This is a genomic window from Streptomyces sp. NPDC048659 (assembly GCF_040650575.1).
Taxonomy (GTDB): Bacteria; Actinomycetota; Actinomycetes; order Streptomycetales; family Streptomycetaceae; genus Streptomyces.
Genome location: NZ_JBEZHM010000033.1, coordinates 41,581 through 55,879 on the forward strand (window position 1 = coordinate 41,581; position 14,299 = coordinate 55,879).

The 14,299-nt window shown below is 73.7% G+C and carries 16 protein-coding genes; 9 read left to right on the top strand and 7 right to left on the bottom strand.

Features of this window, described 5'->3' with window-relative positions; translation table 11 throughout:
• Positions 1 to 101: 101 nt before the first annotated feature.
• Both AB0C99_RS23960 and AB0C99_RS23965 read right to left on the bottom strand, forming a co-directional pair.
• Positions 102 to 563, bottom strand: a complete 462-nt coding sequence (locus AB0C99_RS23960) for an RICIN domain-containing protein (RefSeq protein WP_362478465.1) — start codon at positions 561 to 563, stop codon at positions 102 to 104.
• A 267-nt stretch (positions 564 to 830) separates the two neighbouring features.
• Entirely contained in the window at positions 831 to 1,013 is a 183-nt protein-coding gene (locus AB0C99_RS23965) for a hypothetical protein (protein WP_362478468.1), read from the bottom strand.
• Positions 1,014 to 1,282: 269 nt separating this feature from the next.
• Here AB0C99_RS23965 and AB0C99_RS23970 point away from each other — a divergent pair, with 269 nt between their 5' ends.
• Positions 1,283 to 3,337, top strand: a complete 2,055-nt coding sequence (locus tag AB0C99_RS23970) for a UvrD-helicase domain-containing protein (RefSeq protein ID WP_362478471.1) — start codon at positions 1,283 to 1,285, stop codon at positions 3,335 to 3,337.
• A gap of 294 nt (positions 3,338 to 3,631) precedes the next feature.
• Here the strand turns inward: AB0C99_RS23970 and AB0C99_RS23975 are convergent, their stop codons facing one another.
• Both AB0C99_RS23975 and AB0C99_RS23980 read right to left on the bottom strand, forming a co-directional pair.
• Positions 3,632 to 4,549 (bottom strand): aminoglycoside phosphotransferase family protein, encoded by a 918-nt coding sequence (locus AB0C99_RS23975; protein ID WP_362478474.1) that lies wholly within the window; start codon positions 4,547 to 4,549, stop codon positions 3,632 to 3,634.
• A gap of 65 nt (positions 4,550 to 4,614) precedes the next feature.
• Positions 4,615 to 5,172: a class IV adenylate cyclase gene (locus AB0C99_RS23980; RefSeq protein ID WP_362478477.1), complete on the bottom strand. Its 558-nt coding sequence runs from the start codon at positions 5,170 to 5,172 to the stop codon at positions 4,615 to 4,617.
• Positions 5,173 to 5,549: 377 nt separating this feature from the next.
• Here AB0C99_RS23980 and AB0C99_RS23985 point away from each other — a divergent pair, with 377 nt between their 5' ends.
• Entirely contained in the window at positions 5,550 to 6,350 is an 801-nt protein-coding gene (locus AB0C99_RS23985) for a hypothetical protein (protein WP_362478479.1), read from the top strand.
• Positions 6,351 to 6,452: 102 nt separating this feature from the next.
• Complete coding sequence (locus AB0C99_RS23990; RefSeq protein ID WP_362478482.1) at positions 6,453 to 7,037, top strand: hypothetical protein; 585 nt, start codon at positions 6,453 to 6,455, stop codon at positions 7,035 to 7,037.
• Positions 7,038 to 7,093: 56 nt separating this feature from the next.
• On the opposite strand, the gene AB0C99_RS23995 is transcribed toward AB0C99_RS23990, so the two are convergent.
• Positions 7,094 to 7,801, bottom strand: coding sequence for a copper homeostasis protein CutC (locus tag AB0C99_RS23995; RefSeq protein ID WP_362478485.1), 708 nt, complete (start codon positions 7,799 to 7,801; stop codon positions 7,094 to 7,096).
• 54 nt (positions 7,802 to 7,855) lie between these two features.
• Positions 7,856 to 8,851 carry a hypothetical protein gene (locus tag AB0C99_RS24000; protein WP_362478488.1) on the bottom strand — a complete coding sequence of 332 codons (996 nt, stop codon included), beginning with the start codon at positions 8,849 to 8,851 and terminating at the stop codon, positions 7,856 to 7,858.
• A gap of 269 nt (positions 8,852 to 9,120) precedes the next feature.
• Between AB0C99_RS24000 and AB0C99_RS24005 the strand changes: the two genes are divergently transcribed.
• From AB0C99_RS24005 to AB0C99_RS24015, 3 genes are all read left to right on the top strand, one after another.
• A complete protein-coding gene (locus AB0C99_RS24005) occupies positions 9,121 to 9,411 on the top strand; it encodes a cation transporter (protein ID WP_362478490.1) in 291 nt (96 codons plus the stop codon).
• A 91-nt stretch (positions 9,412 to 9,502) separates the two neighbouring features.
• On the top strand, positions 9,503 to 11,776 hold the full coding sequence (locus AB0C99_RS24010) for a heavy metal translocating P-type ATPase (protein WP_362478493.1): 2,274 nt from the start codon (positions 9,503 to 9,505) through the stop codon (positions 11,774 to 11,776).
• Positions 11,777 to 11,808: 32 nt separating this feature from the next.
• Positions 11,809 to 12,090 (top strand): metal-sensitive transcriptional regulator, encoded by a 282-nt coding sequence (locus AB0C99_RS24015; RefSeq protein WP_046906527.1) that lies wholly within the window; start codon positions 11,809 to 11,811, stop codon positions 12,088 to 12,090.
• A gap of 32 nt (positions 12,091 to 12,122) precedes the next feature.
• Here the strand turns inward: AB0C99_RS24015 and AB0C99_RS24020 are convergent, their stop codons facing one another.
• Positions 12,123 to 12,278, bottom strand: coding sequence for a hypothetical protein (locus tag AB0C99_RS24020; RefSeq protein WP_362478496.1), 156 nt, complete (start codon positions 12,276 to 12,278; stop codon positions 12,123 to 12,125).
• Between the two features lie 83 nt (positions 12,279 to 12,361).
• Between AB0C99_RS24020 and AB0C99_RS24025 the strand changes: the two genes are divergently transcribed.
• The 3 genes from AB0C99_RS24025 to AB0C99_RS24035 all read left to right on the top strand — a co-directional run bounded on the left by AB0C99_RS24025 (position 12,362) and on the right by AB0C99_RS24035 (position 14,228).
• Positions 12,362 to 12,736, top strand: coding sequence for a BlaI/MecI/CopY family transcriptional regulator (locus tag AB0C99_RS24025; protein WP_362478498.1), 375 nt, complete (start codon positions 12,362 to 12,364; stop codon positions 12,734 to 12,736).
• Positions 12,733 to 13,644, top strand: a complete 912-nt coding sequence (locus AB0C99_RS24030) for a M56 family metallopeptidase (protein WP_362478501.1) — start codon at positions 12,733 to 12,735, stop codon at positions 13,642 to 13,644. Before AB0C99_RS24025 ends, AB0C99_RS24030 begins: the two co-directional genes overlap by 4 nt.
• Before the next feature lie 308 nt (positions 13,645 to 13,952).
• Positions 13,953 to 14,228 (top strand): GNAT family N-acetyltransferase, encoded by a 276-nt coding sequence (locus tag AB0C99_RS24035; protein ID WP_362478504.1) that lies wholly within the window; start codon positions 13,953 to 13,955, stop codon positions 14,226 to 14,228.
• Positions 14,229 to 14,299: the final 71 nt, after the last annotated feature.

Here is a 14,299-nt window from a genome sequence, read left to right on the forward strand (position 1 = left end):
CGGAGCGTGAGAAGGGCCGGACCATGAGAAAGGGCGGCCCTTGACCGGGCCGCCCTTCCTCTCTCACGATCCGTCGATCCGCCTGATCCGGACCGCCGCTCCTACCACTCCGGGACGCCGCCCCACAGCTGGTTGGCGCCCTTGTGGCAGGCCCACTGGTTCGCGGTCGCGCCCCACGCCGAGCTCCAGCCGCCGATCTCCAGGCACTTGCCGCTGTTGAGGTTCACGAGGGCCCTGGCGTTGGTCCCGTCGCCGGGGTAGTCGATCGCGTACCAGACCTGGTTGGCCCCGCCGGTGCAGTCCCACTGGCCGACGGCGGCGCCGTCGTTCGTGCGCCAGCCGGCGACCTCCAGGCACTTGCCCGAGTTCTTGTTGATCAGGCGCCAGCGGTGGTCGGGGTACTGCTGGTCGAAGTACCAGGTCTGGTGGAGCTGGTCGCTGCACGGCCACTGGCTGGCGACCGCGCCGTTGTTCTTCGACTGCTGGTAGATCTCCAGGCACAGGCCGCTGGAGCCGTTGGTCACTCTCTGGATGTTCATCGCCGCCGCCGGCGTGGCCGCCATGCCTATGAGGAAGGTGAACGCCAGGGCGAGTCCGCCGATGAAAGAGCGTCGTAGTGATCGCATCATGTTCCCCCGTTTTCGTGACGCCGAACGCCGTACGTCGTATGGCGCATGTCGCCTGGCGCATGTCGTACGGCGTGGGGAGCACGCGTGCCGAAGACGCGGCGCTGGAGCGCACCCCCCGTGTCTCCTTGCGCGGCCATTAGATCATCAGATCATCTCGGCGTGGGGGCCGGAGAGTTGACACAGGGGACCGGGGGGGGTGGCTCAGCCCTGGTGGGTGGGGCGGGGGTCGCGGACGCCCGCCTCCTCGTCGTACGCCCCGAGGACGGCGACCGCGACGAGCGCGCCGCCGAAGGCGCGTATCGCGCGCAGCGGCGCGGTGGCCGCGCGGCGGGCGCGGCGCAGGCTGGGGACGGTGGACGCGGGGGTGAGGGCGGTGGCGGTCATGTATCCATGATGGAATCCGGACATTAGGAACACATCGGCCCTGGGGTGGAACCGGGGTCCCCCGCGAGTCGGACCCGGGTCGGAGCCCGTCCCCTACGGGTCCCCTACGGGCCCCCTGCGGGATCGGGGCCGGGTGAATCCATTCGCCCCGGAGCACCGCCCCGGCGTACACTCGCCAGCTTCCCCGCCTCCCCCCGGGAGCGCCGCCGTCCGGTCGGAAACCGGCGGCCACCTCGACGTGTCCGCGTACCCGACCCGGAGGCTTCACCGTGTCCGTAACGTCCGCCACCGACGAAACCCGCCCCGCGGACGATCCGCTCGCCCGGGAACGGTCCCACCTGGCCGCCTCGCGCGCCGCGCTGCGCGCCATGCGCGAGGACGTCGAATCGCTCGACATCAAGGACGTCACCGCGAACTGGGTCAACGCCGTCATCCTGACGCGCCAGATCGAGGACCGCGTCAAGGCCCTCGCCGACCTCGCCGGCACCCCGCTCTTCTTCGGCCGCCTCGACTACCTGCACACCACGCAGGAGGGCCAGCGCTTCTACATCGGCCGCCGGCACGTCCACGACGCCGTCGGCGACCCGATGGTGATCGACTGGCGCGCGCCGGTCTCCCAGCCGTACTACCAGGCGTCCAGGAAGGCCCCCCAGGACGTCGGGCTGCGCCGTCGCTTCGGCTACACGGGCGGCGAGCTCACCGCGTACGAGGACGAGCACCTGTCCGACCCGGCGGAGCTGGAGCGCACCAGCCGGCTGCTCCAGACCGAGATCGAGCGCCCCCGCGTCGGCCCGATGCGCGACATCGTCGCCACCATCCAGCCCGAGCAGGACGAGATCGTCCGCTCCGACCTGTCCGGCACCGTCTGCGTGCAGGGCGGCCCCGGCACCGGAAAGACCGCCGTCGGCCTGCACCGCGTGGCCTATCTGCTGTACGCGCACCGGGAGCGGCTCGCCCGCACCGGCACCCTCGTCATCGGGCCGAACCGCTCGTTCCTCCACTACATCGAGCAGGTGCTGCCCGCGCTCGGCGAGCTGGAGGTGCAGCAGGCGACCGTGGACGACCTCGTCGCCCACGTCGAGGTGCGCGGCACGGACGAGGCGGCCACCGCCGTCGTCAAGGGCGACGCCCGGATGGCGGAGGTGCTGCGCCGCGCCGTCCGCTCGCACGTCGCGATGCCCACCGAGCCGCTCATGGTGGTGCGCGGCTCGCGCCGCTGGCGGGTGCCCGCGTACGAGCTGGCGGACATGGTGCGGGAGCTGCTCGACCGGGACATCCGGTACGGGGCGGCCCACGACGCGCTGCCGCAGCGCATCGCGCACGCGGTCCTGGTGCGCATGGAGGAGGCCGGGGAGGCGCCCGACGACCGGGTGCAGAACGCGGTCGCCCGCACCCCCGCCGTCAAGGCCGTCGTCAAGGAGTGCTGGCCCGCCGTCGACCCGGCGAAGCTGGTGCTGCGGCTGCTGGGCGACCCGGAGTTCCTCGCCGCGCACGCCGAGGGCGTCCTGACCGAGGACGAGCAGAAGCTGCTGCTGTGGGCGAAGCCGGCGCGGAGCGTGAAGTCGGCGAAGTGGTCGGCGGCGGACGCGGTCCTGATCGACGAGGCGAAGGACCTGGTCGAGCGCACCCACTCGCTGGGCCACGTGGTCGTCGACGAGGCCCAGGACCTCTCCCCCATGCAGTACCGGGCGGTCGGGCGGCGCTGCACGACCGGTTCGGCCACGGTCCTCGGCGACCTGGCGCAGGGCACCACGCCGTGGGCCACCGGGAGCTGGGCGCAGGCCCTGGCGCACCTGGGCAAGCCGGAGGCGCACATCGAGGAGCTGACGGCCGGCTTCCGCGTGCCGCGCGAGGTCATCGCGTACGCCTCCCGGCTGCTCCCCCACATGTCGCCGGGGCTCGCCCCCGTCGAGTCCGTACGGGAGAACCCGGGCTCGCTGGAGTTCCGGCGGGCGGCCGGGCCGGAGGAGCTGGACGCGGACGTGGTGGCGGCGTGCGTGGCGGCGCTGGCGCACGAGGGCTCGATCGGCCTGATCGCGGCGGACGCCCGGATCGCCCCGCTGGCGGCGGCCCTGGAGGCGGCGGGCCTGGCCCACCTCTCCCCCGGCGAGGAGACCACGGCCGCCTCCCGCCTGACCCTGGTCCCGGCGTCGCTGGCGAAGGGCCTGGAGTACGACTACGTGGTCCTGGACGAGCCGGCCGCCGTGGTCGCCGGCGAGCCCGACGAACGCACGGGCCTGCGCCGCCTGTACGTGGCGCTGACCCGAGCGGTGTCGGGGCTGACGGTGGTGCACGCGGGGGAGCTGCCGGGGCAGCTGGGGTAGGGCGGGGGCGGGGGCGGGTGGGCTTGGCTGCGCGCCGGGGGCGGGGGGTCCTGCGGGCCTCCCGGCCCCGGTACGTACTGGGGCCCGGCGGGTGGCCCTGGCCACGTACCGGAGCCCGGCGCTCCTGCGGGTCTCGGGCTACGCACCGGGGCCTGGCCTCGGCAGGTGGCCCTGGCTACGCACCAGAACCAGACCTTCTGCGGGTGGCCCCAGGCCACGCACCAAGGCCAGGGCCTCGGCAGGCGGCCCGGGGGCTACGCACCTGGGCCCGAGGTCCCGGCAGCCCGCCCCGGCCTACGCGTACTCCGGCAGTGCCTCGGTCCAGGTGCGGTGGGCTACGGCGGCGAGGACGGGGTTGCGGTGGCGGTAGTACGCCTCCGTCACCACGCCCCAGCCGAGCGCCCAGCCCCGCCCGCGCGCCCAGGTCGCGTCGTCGGCGCCGGCCGACTCCCGGAACAGCGGGCGGGTGGCGGGGGTGAGCAGCGACCAGGCGGCGAGCAGGTCGCAGGCGGGGTCGCCGGTGCCGAGGCCGCCGAAGTCGATGACGGCGCTGAGGCGGCCGTCGCGGGTGAGGACGTTGCCGGGCAGCAGGTCGCCGTGGATCCACACCGGCGGCCCGTCCCACTGCGGCAGCGCCAGCACGCTCTCCCAGGCGGCGAGGGCGGCCGTGGCGTCCAGGGTGCCGTCGGCGGCCAGCTCGCGCACGGCGGGCTCCATGCCGCCCTCCGCCCACTCGGCGACGGACCCGCCCCGGAAGGAGCGGGGCGCGCCGGTCGCGTCGGCGGCGCGCAACGCGGCGACGAACCGGCCGAGCGCGACGGCGGCGTGCGCCGGGTCGGCTACGGGCGCCCGCACGGCGTCGTCGCCGTCCAGCCACTCGTACACGCCCCAGCGCCGCCCGTAGCCCTCTCCGGGCTCGCCGAGCGCGACGGGCACCGGGACGGGCAGCGGCAGCCGCCCGGCGAGCGCGGGCAGCCATCGCGCCTCGTTCTCGACCTGCTCGACGGCCCACGCGGCCTTCGGCAGCCGCACGACGAGCCGGTCCCCGAGCCGGAACATCGCGTTGTCGGTCCCGGCCGACTCCACCGCCCGCACCTCGGCCCCCGCCCACCGGGGGAACTGCGCGGCGACCAGCCGCCGGACGAGCGCGACATCGACATCGGTGTCGGTGTCGGTGTCGGGAGGGGCAGGGGCATCGGGGATCAGCGACATGCGGGCGAGGCTAGTGAGGCGCGGGACGCCCGCGCCACGGGGTTTCGGGCGGGCACCGGGGGCGGTCAGGCGCCTTCGCCCTCCGGGAAGAGGAGCGTGGGCTCGGCGAGGATGTCGTGGCCCGCCTCGCTCTTGTAGATCTCGTCGACGCTCCCGAACCGCGCCTCCGCGTAGTCGAGTTCGAGCAGGGCGGCGGCCCGGCGGACGGACGGCTCGTCGGGGCCCTCGATCTCGACGAAGGTGGCCAGCCCCGGCCAGGTGTCGATGTCGAAGACGACCTGGCCCAGACGCCATCCCTCCCGGTAGTTCTCCTGGTAGCGCGCCTCGGTGAGACCGAGCCGGAGGAGGATGCCGGCCACGGCGTCGAGGTCGCCGACCTCCGTCTCGATCTCCAGGGTGCCGTCGATGCGTGTGGGGTCGGTGACCTGCTTGAGCGTGAGGGTGGACCGTGTCCCCTCGTCCCGCAGCCGGATCCACGCCCCGGCGTCGAGGGCGCCGCTCTCGAAGATCCGGCGGGTGAGGAGGGTGCGGGGAAACACCTGCTCGGCGCCCAGCCCGGCGAGCCTGCGCTGGAGATCGGTGACGTCGACACGGAGGAACGTGGCCTCGTACTCGTGCTTCATGCTGTCGTCTTCCTCGGGGGTGCGATGTGCCTGGCCGAGCCGACCGCTCCGGGACGCGTTCCGCCGCGCCCCGGTGGTGCTCGACGCCCAGTAAGTACTCCGGGAAGGAACTCCCAACCCACCCCCTCCGTCCCCCAACGGGCCTTGCCACACGATCGGGTGACGGAGTGTCCGGAAGGCGGACGGGTGCGGTACGGTCGGCCGCACATAACCGCATATGCAATTCGGCCCCCGGCAGGACGGCAATCCTGACGAGGGCCTACCGATCAGGAAGAAAGCCCTTCCAGATGGCTGACTCGCAGTCTAACGCGGCCCGTTCCGCGTTTCCCGTTCCCTTCGCGATCCCCGCCGACGCGCCACCCTCCGGGGTGATCCACGTGCGGCACCGGCACCGTGACCGGTTCACCGTCGTGGGCAACCACCTCGCCCAGCACCCGGACCTCTCCGCCGTCGCCCTCGGGCTCGCCCTGTACATCCAGTCGCTGCCCGACGGGGCGGACGTCACCGTCAAGCGGCTCACCCTGCGGTTCCGCGAGGGCGAGATCACCGTGCGGCGGGCACTCAACGAGCTTGTCGCCGCCGGGTACTTGGAGCGGCGGCGGGTGGCGCTCGGGGGCGGGCGGTTCGCCACCCGCGTGATCGCGTACGACCGGCCCGGGCGCGGCGGCGAGGAGCCTGTTCCGGTGCCTTCCGTGGCCGCGCCGGAGCCCTCGCCCGCGCCGAAGACGGCTCCTCCCGCGCCCGCTCCGGAGGCGGCTCCGCCCGAGCCCCGCCCCACCGGCCCCGCCTCCGACCTCCTCGCCCGGCTGCGTACGGCCGATCCCCGGCTGCTGCTCTCCTCCCGCGACGTGCGGGAGCTCGCCCCCGCCGTCGACGGGTGGCTCGGGCGCGGGATCGGGGCCGGGCAGGTCGTGCGGACGCTCACCGCCGCGCTGCCGCCCGCGCACGTGCCCATCCACCATCCGGCCCGCTTCCTCGCGTACCGGCTCGACACGATGCTCCCGCCGCCCCTGCCCGCCGCGCCGCCGCCACCCGCCGCCCCGCCGCCGCTGGTCAGCTGCGACGGCTGCGAGCGGGCCGTCCGCAGCCACGACCCGGACGCCCTCTGCGGCGACTGCCGCAGGGCCCGAAGCTCAGATGTCGATCAAGTTCCGGCGGTCTGCGCGGCCGAGGGTTGACCGGGGTCGCGCGGCTGCGTCTAATGGCGCCATCAGGGCCCTGACCAGGCCACTTGGTGCATGGACGGCGTGGCCGTCCGTTCGGGATCTCGTGGGGGAATCGTGCGTCGCTCTTCGGTGCTCGTCGGCAGGTCCGTGCTCGCCCTGCTGATGGCCTTCGGCTCCTACGCCGTGCTCGGCGGCGGCTCCCGGCCGCTCGAAGGGAACGCCCTCGACGGGGCCGTCAGCGGCGCCGGATACGAGCACGCGCGGGTCGGCGACGCCTGGTGGGTCATGCTGCCCGCCGTGCGGAACCGCTCGGGCGCGCCGGTCGAGGTCATCGGCGTCCAGGTGCTCGACCTGCCGCGCGGGCTGCGGGCCGAGCGGTACGCGGCGTTCGACGCCGACGAGACGGGCGCGCCCTTCCTGATGGTCCCGGACGGCAGCCCCGAGTTCCCGAGCGGGCGCTACACCGACCACTCGGCGCGGCCGCTGCGGCTGGCGCCGGGCGAGACCAGCCACGTCTACCCGGCCGTCAAGGTCCGCGTGACCGGCGAGGTGCTCGGGGAGCCCTCCTCCTGCCGGTTCACGTACGCCCGGGGCGCCGACCGCTTCACCCAGGTCCTGCCCTGCGGGTTCACCCTCCGGCTGACGCCCGAGGAGCCCGAGGAGGGGTTCCTGGCGGCCGAGGTGCCGGCCGTTTCGTAGCGGCGCCCGGCCGCGGGCCTCCGGGGGCCCGCGGCCGTGGCGTCACGCCCCGGCGACTAGTCCAGCGCCGCGTCCAGCGCCTCGCGCCACGTGCGGACCGCCGGGGTCGAGACCGGGGCCGTCCAGCCGGCCGGGCGGGCCGCGCCGCCGATGTGGAAGGCGTTCAGGCCCGCCGCGCGGAGGGTCGGGAGGTGGTCGAGGCGGAGGCCGCCGCCGACCAGGATCTGGGGCTCGTAGCCGGGCTCGCCGGCGCGGGCCGCCTCCTCGGTCAGGGTGGTCAGGCCGTCGTCGACGCCCTTGGCCGAGCCCGCCGTCAGGTACGTGTCGAGGCCCGGGAGGTCCGCGAGGCGCTTGCGCAGGGCGTCGCGGTCGGGGGTGCGGTCGATCGCCCGGTGGAAGGTCCAGCGGCAGCCGTCCAGGACCGCGATCAGCCGCTCGACGGCGACCAGGTCGGGCTCGCCCGACGGGGTGAGGAAGCCGAGGACGAACTCGTCGGCGCCCGCCTCGCGGAGCTCCGCGGCGCGGGCGACCAGGGTGTCGAGCCGGCCGGGGTCGCCGGCCGAGAAGCCGTCCGTCAGTCTGAGCATCACGCGCAGCGGGATGTCCACGGCGGCGCGGATCGCCGCGAAGCCGGTCGTGGACGGGGTGAGCCCGTCCGCCGCCATGTCGGTGACCAGCTCCAGGCGGTCCGCTCCACCGGCCTGGGCCGCGACCGCGTCCTCCTCGTCGAGGGCGATCACCTCCAGCACTGCACGGTTGCTCATCGAGCCCATTCCTCCAGCGATCACACGGCTTATAGGTCTAGTCCAATGACCAGACTAGCCGTGAGAGTGGCCTCCCGCATCGTGCGTGGCGGAAGGAGCGGCGGTCGGCGCGGCCGTGGGAGCGGCCGGGGCGGCCGGCTGGGCCGCTCCCGCGCGGACCGTGAACGCCGCCGTGCGGACCTTGCCCTCGTGCTGGAAGTCCAGGAACAGGCGGTACGTGCCCGCGCTCGGCGCCGTCGCCGTGAAGGACACGTCGGGGCCGGGGCCGCCCTCGTTCGGGTGCACGTGCAGGTAGGCCAGGTCGCCGTCGCGCAGCGCGACCAGGTGGCCGTACGCCCCGAGGTAGGGCTCCAGGTCCTTCACCGGCTTGCCCGCCTTCGTGACGGTGAGACGGAGCTCACCCGCCTTGCCCGGGTCGAGGGTGCCGCCGAGCCGGACCTGGTAGCCGTCCACGTCCGCGGTCGGCGCGACCGGCGGCAGCGGCCGGGGCGTGAACGCGCCGGGCACGGAGAGGTCGATGCCGAGCGTGACGCCCTTGGCGTCCTTCACCGCGGGCTTGAAGTCGGCGAACGCCTTGTAGCCGCCCGCCGCCGGCAGGTCCGCCTGGACCGTCCAGGTGCCGTCGGCGCCCTTCACCGGGTGCAGGTGACGGAAGACCGTCAGGTCGCGCGAGGCGACGATGAAGTGCAGCTCCTTGCCGTGCTCCGTGGTGAACGCGGTGACCTTCCGGCCGCCCGCGTCCTTGATCGAGAACTTGAGGGTGCTCGCGCCGACCGGCGGGGTCGGGGTGTCCAGGGCCAGCGTGTAGCCGCCGTCCGAGACCTGCAGGCCGCCCGCGGCGGGGGCGCTCGCCGCGCCCGCCTCCTCCCCGTGGCCCGCGTGCCCCCCGCCCTCGGCCTCCGGCTTCGCGGGCGCGGCGGCGGCGTGCCCGCCGTGCCCCTTCTCGGGGGTCCCGCCGACCGGGCCGACGCCCTTGCCCACCCCGTACGCGGTCCCGAAGGTCGCGGCGAGCGCGGCGGCAAAGGCGGTGATCTTCACTCCGGTGTTCATGGCTGCTCTCCCATGCGTCTGCGTACGGGCTGGTGGGGCCCCGGCCGGCGGGCCGCGGCGGCGCGCGAGCCTCACCTTCATGCACTTCACCATACCCCTGGGGGGTATCAAGTCAAGTCGGGGCGGCGCTTGCGTCTCATACCCAAGGGGGGTATACATGGAGACAGATCGATACCCCCCGAGGGTATCCGGGCACGGCATCGGGCATCCGGGCTTCCGACCGGCTTCCGGGCCCGCCCGCACGAACACGCAGAACAACGGAGGAAGACATGGGTTCCTGCTGCACCCCCGACAACAGCTGCTCGACCGGCACCGTGGAGATCACGACGGCCACCGCCGTCGCCGACACCACCGCCACCGTCTACGCCGTGTCCGGCATGACCTGCGGCCACTGCAAGACCGCGATCACCAACTCGGTCTCCGCCCTCGACGGCGTCATCTCCGTGGACGTCGACATCGCGGCCGGCCGCGTCACCGTCACCACCGGCGGCGAGCCCGACGACGCCGCGATCGCCGCGGCGGTCGACGACGCGGGCTACGAGCTGACCGGCCGCGCCTGACCGGCGCCCCCCGCGTCGTAACCGGCCGCCGGGGCTCGCCCACCACGCCCGGGCCCCGGCCCCCGAACTCGCTACACCGAGGAGCAGTTTCATGACAACGACCACTCCGGGCACCGCCCAGGTCGAGCTCGCCATCGGCGGCATGACCTGCGCCTCGTGCGCGGCCCGTATCGAGAAGAAGCTCAACCGCATGGACGGGGTCGAGGCCACCGTCAACTACGCGACCGAGAAGGCGAAGGTCACCTTCGACGCCGACATCGACGTCGCCGCCCTGATCGCCACCGTCGAGGCCACCGGCTACAGCGCCAAGGAGCCCGAGCCCGAGCGTCCGGCCGCCTCCGGCGGCGGCGGCCCCGAGGGCCCCACCGACGACGAGATCGCCGACGCCGAGCTCCGCCCGCTCAAGCAGCGCCTGATCACCGCCGTCGCGCTCGCCGTGCCCACCATCGCGATGGCGATGGTCCCCGCCCTCCAGATCGAGTACTGGCAGTGGCTGAGCCTCACGCTCACCGCGCCCGTCGTCGTCTACGCCGCCTGGCCCTTCCACAAGGCCGCCTGGACCAACGCCAAGCACGGCGCCGCGACCATGGACACGCTGATCTCGGTCGGCACCATCGCCGCGTTCCTGTGGTCCCTGTGGGCGCTGTTCTTCGGCACCGCGGGCACCCCGGGCATGACCCACGCCTTCGAGTTCACCATCGCCCGCACCGACGGCGCCGGGAACATCTACCTGGAGGCCGCGGCCGGCGTCACCGCCTTCATCCTCGCCGGGCGCTACTTCGAGGCCCGCTCGAAGCGCAAGGCGGGCGCCGCGCTCAAGGCGCTGATGCAGCTCGGCGCCAAGGAGGTGACCGTCCTCAAGAACGGCCAGGAGATCACCGTACCCACGGCCGAACTCCAGGTCGGCGACCGCTTCCTGGTCCGCCCCGGCGAGAAGATCGCCACCGACGGCACCGTCGTCGAGGGCTCCTCCGCCGTCGACGCCTCCATGCTCACCGGCGAGTCCGTGCCCGTCGAGGTCTCGGCCGGCGACTCCGTCACCGGCGCCACCCTGAACGCCGGCGGCCGGCTGGTCGTCGAGGCCACCCGGGTCGGCTCCGACACCCAGCTCGCCCGGATGGCCAAGCTGGTCGAGGACGCCCAGAACGGCAAGGCCGCCGCCCAGCGCCTCGCCGACAAGATCTCCGCCGTCTTCGTGCCGATCGTCATCGCGCTCGCCCTCGGCACCCTCGGCTTCTGGCTCGGCACCGGACAGGGCCTCACCGCCGCGTTCACCGCCGCCGTCGCCGTCCTGATCATCGCCTGCCCCTGCGCCCTCGGGCTCGCCACCCCGACCGCCCTCATGGTCGGCACCGGGCGCGGCGCCCAGCTCGGCATCCTGATCAAGGGGCCGGAGGTCCTGGAGACCACCCGCAAGGTCGACACCATCGTCCTGGACAAGACCGGCACCGTCACCACCGGCCGGATGACCCTCATCAAGGTCCACACCGCCGCCGGCACCGACGAGACCGACGTGCTGCGCCTCGCGGGCGCCCTGGAGCACTCCTCCGAGCACCCGATCGCGCAGGCCGTCGCCACCGGCGCCGCCGCCCGCGTCGGCACCCTGCCCACCCCCGAGGACTTCGCCAACATCCCCGGACTCGGCGTCCAGGGCGTCGTCGACGGCCACGCCGTGCTCGTCGGCCGCGAGAAGCTGCTCGAAGAGTGGGCGATGGAGCTCTCCCCGTCCCTCAAGGCCGCCAAGGACGCGGCCGAGAAGGCCGGCAAGACCGCCATCGCGGTCGCCTGGGACGGCGAGGCCCGCGCGGTCCTGGAGGTCGCCGACGCGGTCAAGGAGACCAGCGCCGAGGCCATCCGCCGGCTGCGCGCCCTGGGCCTCACCCCGATCCTGCTCACCGGCGACAACCAGGCGGTCGCCGAGTCCGTCGCCGCCGAGGTCGGCATCGGCGAGGTCATCGCCGAGGTCATGCCGCAGGACAAGGTCGACGTCGTCAAGCGCCTCCAGGCGGAGGGCCGTTCGGTCGCCATGGTCGGCGACGGCGTCAACGACGCCGCCGCGCTCGCCCAGGCCGACCTCGGCCTCGCGATGGGCACCGGCACCGACGCCGCCATCGAGGCCGGCGACCTGACCCTCGTACGGGGCGACCTGCGGGCGGCGGCGGACGCGATCCGGCTCTCCCGCAAGACCCTCGGCACCATCCGCTCGAACCTCTTCTGGGCCTTCGCCTACAACGTGGCCGCCCTGCCGCTCGCCGCGGCCGGACTGCTCAACCCGATGATCGCCGGAGCGGCGATGGCCTTCTCCTCGGTCTTCGTGGTCGGCAACAGCCTCCGCCTGCGTGGTTTCCAAGCCGCCGACAAGTAGCCGTCGGCCCGTGATGTGACGAGGAGGCCGACGTGGCCGGTTACGGACAGCACAAGGAAGACATCATCAGACGCCTGAGGCGCATCGAGGGCCAGGTGCGAGGGGTGCAGCGGATGGTGGACGAGGACGTCTACTGCATCGACGTCCTCACCCAGGTCTCCGCCATCAACGCGGCGCTCCAGTCCTGCGCGGTGGCCCTCCTGGACGAGCACCTCAGCTGCTGCGTCACGGAGGCCATCGAGGCCGGCGGGGATCAGGCCAAGGTGAAGGTGGGCGAGGCTTCCAAGGCCATCGCCCGCCTGATCCGGACCTGACGCAGTCGGCGCCCGGACAAGTAAAGAGAGAGTCAACCGCCCTTGTGCGAAGGGCAGCCGACGGACAGCCGGACGCTCAGCCGAAGACACAGGCCGAGCACCTGACGCAGGAGCACCAGCTCCGCCGAACCGGGGACTTCGAGGCCGCAGACCTTCGCGCAGGGGCGGTTCCGTATCGGAGTAGTCATCCCGCCATCGTACCCCTGGGGGGTATACCTGTGCGGGTGGGGCGGCCCGTACGATGAGCCGCCCGTGACGGGAGGGGATGCACGTGCGCCGGCTGGGAGAGCTGGAGGCCGAGATCATGGACCGGCTGTGGGCCTGGCAGCGGCCCGCGACGGTCCGCGAGATCGTCGAGGACATCAATCTGGGGCGCCGGGTCGCCTACACCACGGTGATGACGGTCGCCGACATACTCCACCGCAAGGGCTGGCTGCGCCGCGAGAAATCGGGCCGGGCCTGGCTGTACGAGCCCGTCCGCAGCCGCGACGAGTACACCGCGGGCCTCATGCAGGACGCGCTCGGCGACAGCCAGGACCGGCCCGCCGCGCTGCTGCGCTTCGTCGAGACCATCTCCGACGAGGACATGGCCGCCCTCGACGCGGCCCTGCGCACGGCCCGGCGCGCCCACGGCGAGGACGGATGAACCACCACACCCTGCCCCCGCTCGGACTCGCCCTGTGTACCGGGCTGCTGGTGCCCTGGCTGCTGGTCCGGGCCCGGTGGGCGCAGCAGGTGCCCCGGCTCGCGCTCGCCGTCTGGGCCGCGAGCGGGGCGGTCTTCGCCGCCAGCGTGGCCGGGCTCGCCCTCCAGCTGATCCTGCCCGCCCGGACCGGACACCGGGTCAGCGACGTGCTGTTCGCCTTCCGCTTCCCGCCCGCCGAGAGCCTGCTCCACCTCGACGGGCGGGTGTACGTCGCCGGGGCGGTCGCCGCCGGGCTGTTCGGCGTCCCGCTCGTCGGCTTCGCCCGCGCGCTGCTGCGGGCCCGCCGGCTGCGGCGGCGGCACGCGGAGACGCTGCGGCTCGTCGGCCGCTACGACCCCGAGCTGCGGGCCACCGTCCTGGACCACGAACACCCCGCCGTCTACTGCCTGCCCGGCCGCTCCCGCCGGGTGGTGGTCTCCTCCGGCGCGCTGCGCACCCTCACCCCCGCGCAGCTCGCCGCCGCCCTCGCGCACGAGCGGGCGCACATCTCCGGGCGGCACCACATCCTGGTCGCCGCGACCGAGTCCTTCGTCGCCGCCTTCCCGCGCCTGCCGCTCGCCCGGCACGGCGCGACGGCGGTGCCGCTGCTGCTGGAGATGACCGCCGACGACCGGGCGCTGCTGCGGTGTTCGCGCGACGCGCTGGCGACCGCCCTGTACGCGCTGGCCTCGGGCCGGGCGCCGCGCGAGGCGTTCGCCGCGGGCGGGCCCTCGGCGGCGCTGCGGATGCGCCGGATCCTCACCCCGCACAGCGCGGGACACCCGGTGCTGCGCGGGCTGCTCACGATCGCGACGGCCGGACTCGCGGCGGCGCCACTGATCATCGCCTGCTGCTCGTTCCCCAATTAAATACTAAGTGAATTCGTAGATTTCACATCGGTCACGACAGTCTGAATTCCCCGCTATTGTAGGTATGTTGGCGTTGAGCTCGGCACGTCGAAGGGTACGAACCAATGCAGCTGGGTGACGTGCGGGCGGCGGGTGCCGCGGACGCGACGACCATATCCAGGCTGCTTGCCGAGTCCATTCGGGGCAGCTATACGGAAATACTCGGAGAAATACCGACCGGTCGACTTGTCTCGTCACAATGCGCACTTCCCCGTATCCGTGCCGAAATTGAAATTCCCGGCGGCGCACCCGGCTGGCTCGGCTGGCTGGTGGCGGCCGGACCGGACGGCTCCCTGATCGGCGTCGCGGCCGGCGGAGTCCCGCTGCCCGGCGAGGGCGAGATCTACGCGCTGGCCGTCACCCCCGGCGCCCGCAGGCGCGGCGTCGGCACCGCCCTCCTCACCGCGGCCGGCGAGCGGATGCGCGGCTACGGCGCCACCGAGCTGCGGGTCACGCTGCCGAGCGAGGACGACCCCTCGCACCCGTTCTTCACCCGCCTCGGCTTCCTCCCCCTGGGCCCCACCCGCCTCAACCGCGCGCTCTGACACCTGGGCCCCCAGGGCTCCACGCCCTCGCCGGGCCCCGCCCCGGATTCGCTCAACAGTCCCTGCTCCAG

Excerpts from the sequence above, each read along its gene's own strand:
- AB0C99_RS23960 (WP_362478465.1), bottom strand. The coding sequence starts at position 563 with ATGGCGGCCACGCCGGCGGCGGCGATGAACATCCAGAGAGTGACCAAC.
- AB0C99_RS23965 (WP_362478468.1), bottom strand. The coding sequence starts at position 1,013 with ATGACCGCCACCGCCCTCACCCCCGCGTCCACCGTCCCCAGCCTGCGC.
- AB0C99_RS23975 (WP_362478474.1), bottom strand. The coding sequence starts at position 4,549 with ATGTCGCTGATCCCCGATGCCCCTGCCCCTCCCGACACCGACACCGAC.
- AB0C99_RS23980 (WP_362478477.1), bottom strand. The coding sequence starts at position 5,172 with ATGAAGCACGAGTACGAGGCCACGTTCCTCCGTGTCGACGTCACCGAT.
- AB0C99_RS23995 (WP_362478485.1), bottom strand. The coding sequence starts at position 7,801 with ATGAGCAACCGTGCAGTGCTGGAGGTGATCGCCCTCGACGAGGAGGAC.
- AB0C99_RS24000 (WP_362478488.1), bottom strand. The coding sequence starts at position 8,851 with ATGAACACCGGAGTGAAGATCACCGCCTTTGCCGCCGCGCTCGCCGCG.
- AB0C99_RS24005 (WP_362478490.1), top strand. The coding sequence starts at position 9,121 with ATGGGTTCCTGCTGCACCCCCGACAACAGCTGCTCGACCGGCACCGTG.
- AB0C99_RS24010 (WP_362478493.1), top strand. The coding sequence starts at position 9,503 with ATGACAACGACCACTCCGGGCACCGCCCAGGTCGAGCTCGCCATCGGC.
- AB0C99_RS24020 (WP_362478496.1), bottom strand. The coding sequence starts at position 12,278 with ATGACTACTCCGATACGGAACCGCCCCTGCGCGAAGGTCTGCGGCCTC.
- AB0C99_RS24030 (WP_362478501.1), top strand. The coding sequence starts at position 12,733 with ATGAACCACCACACCCTGCCCCCGCTCGGACTCGCCCTGTGTACCGGG.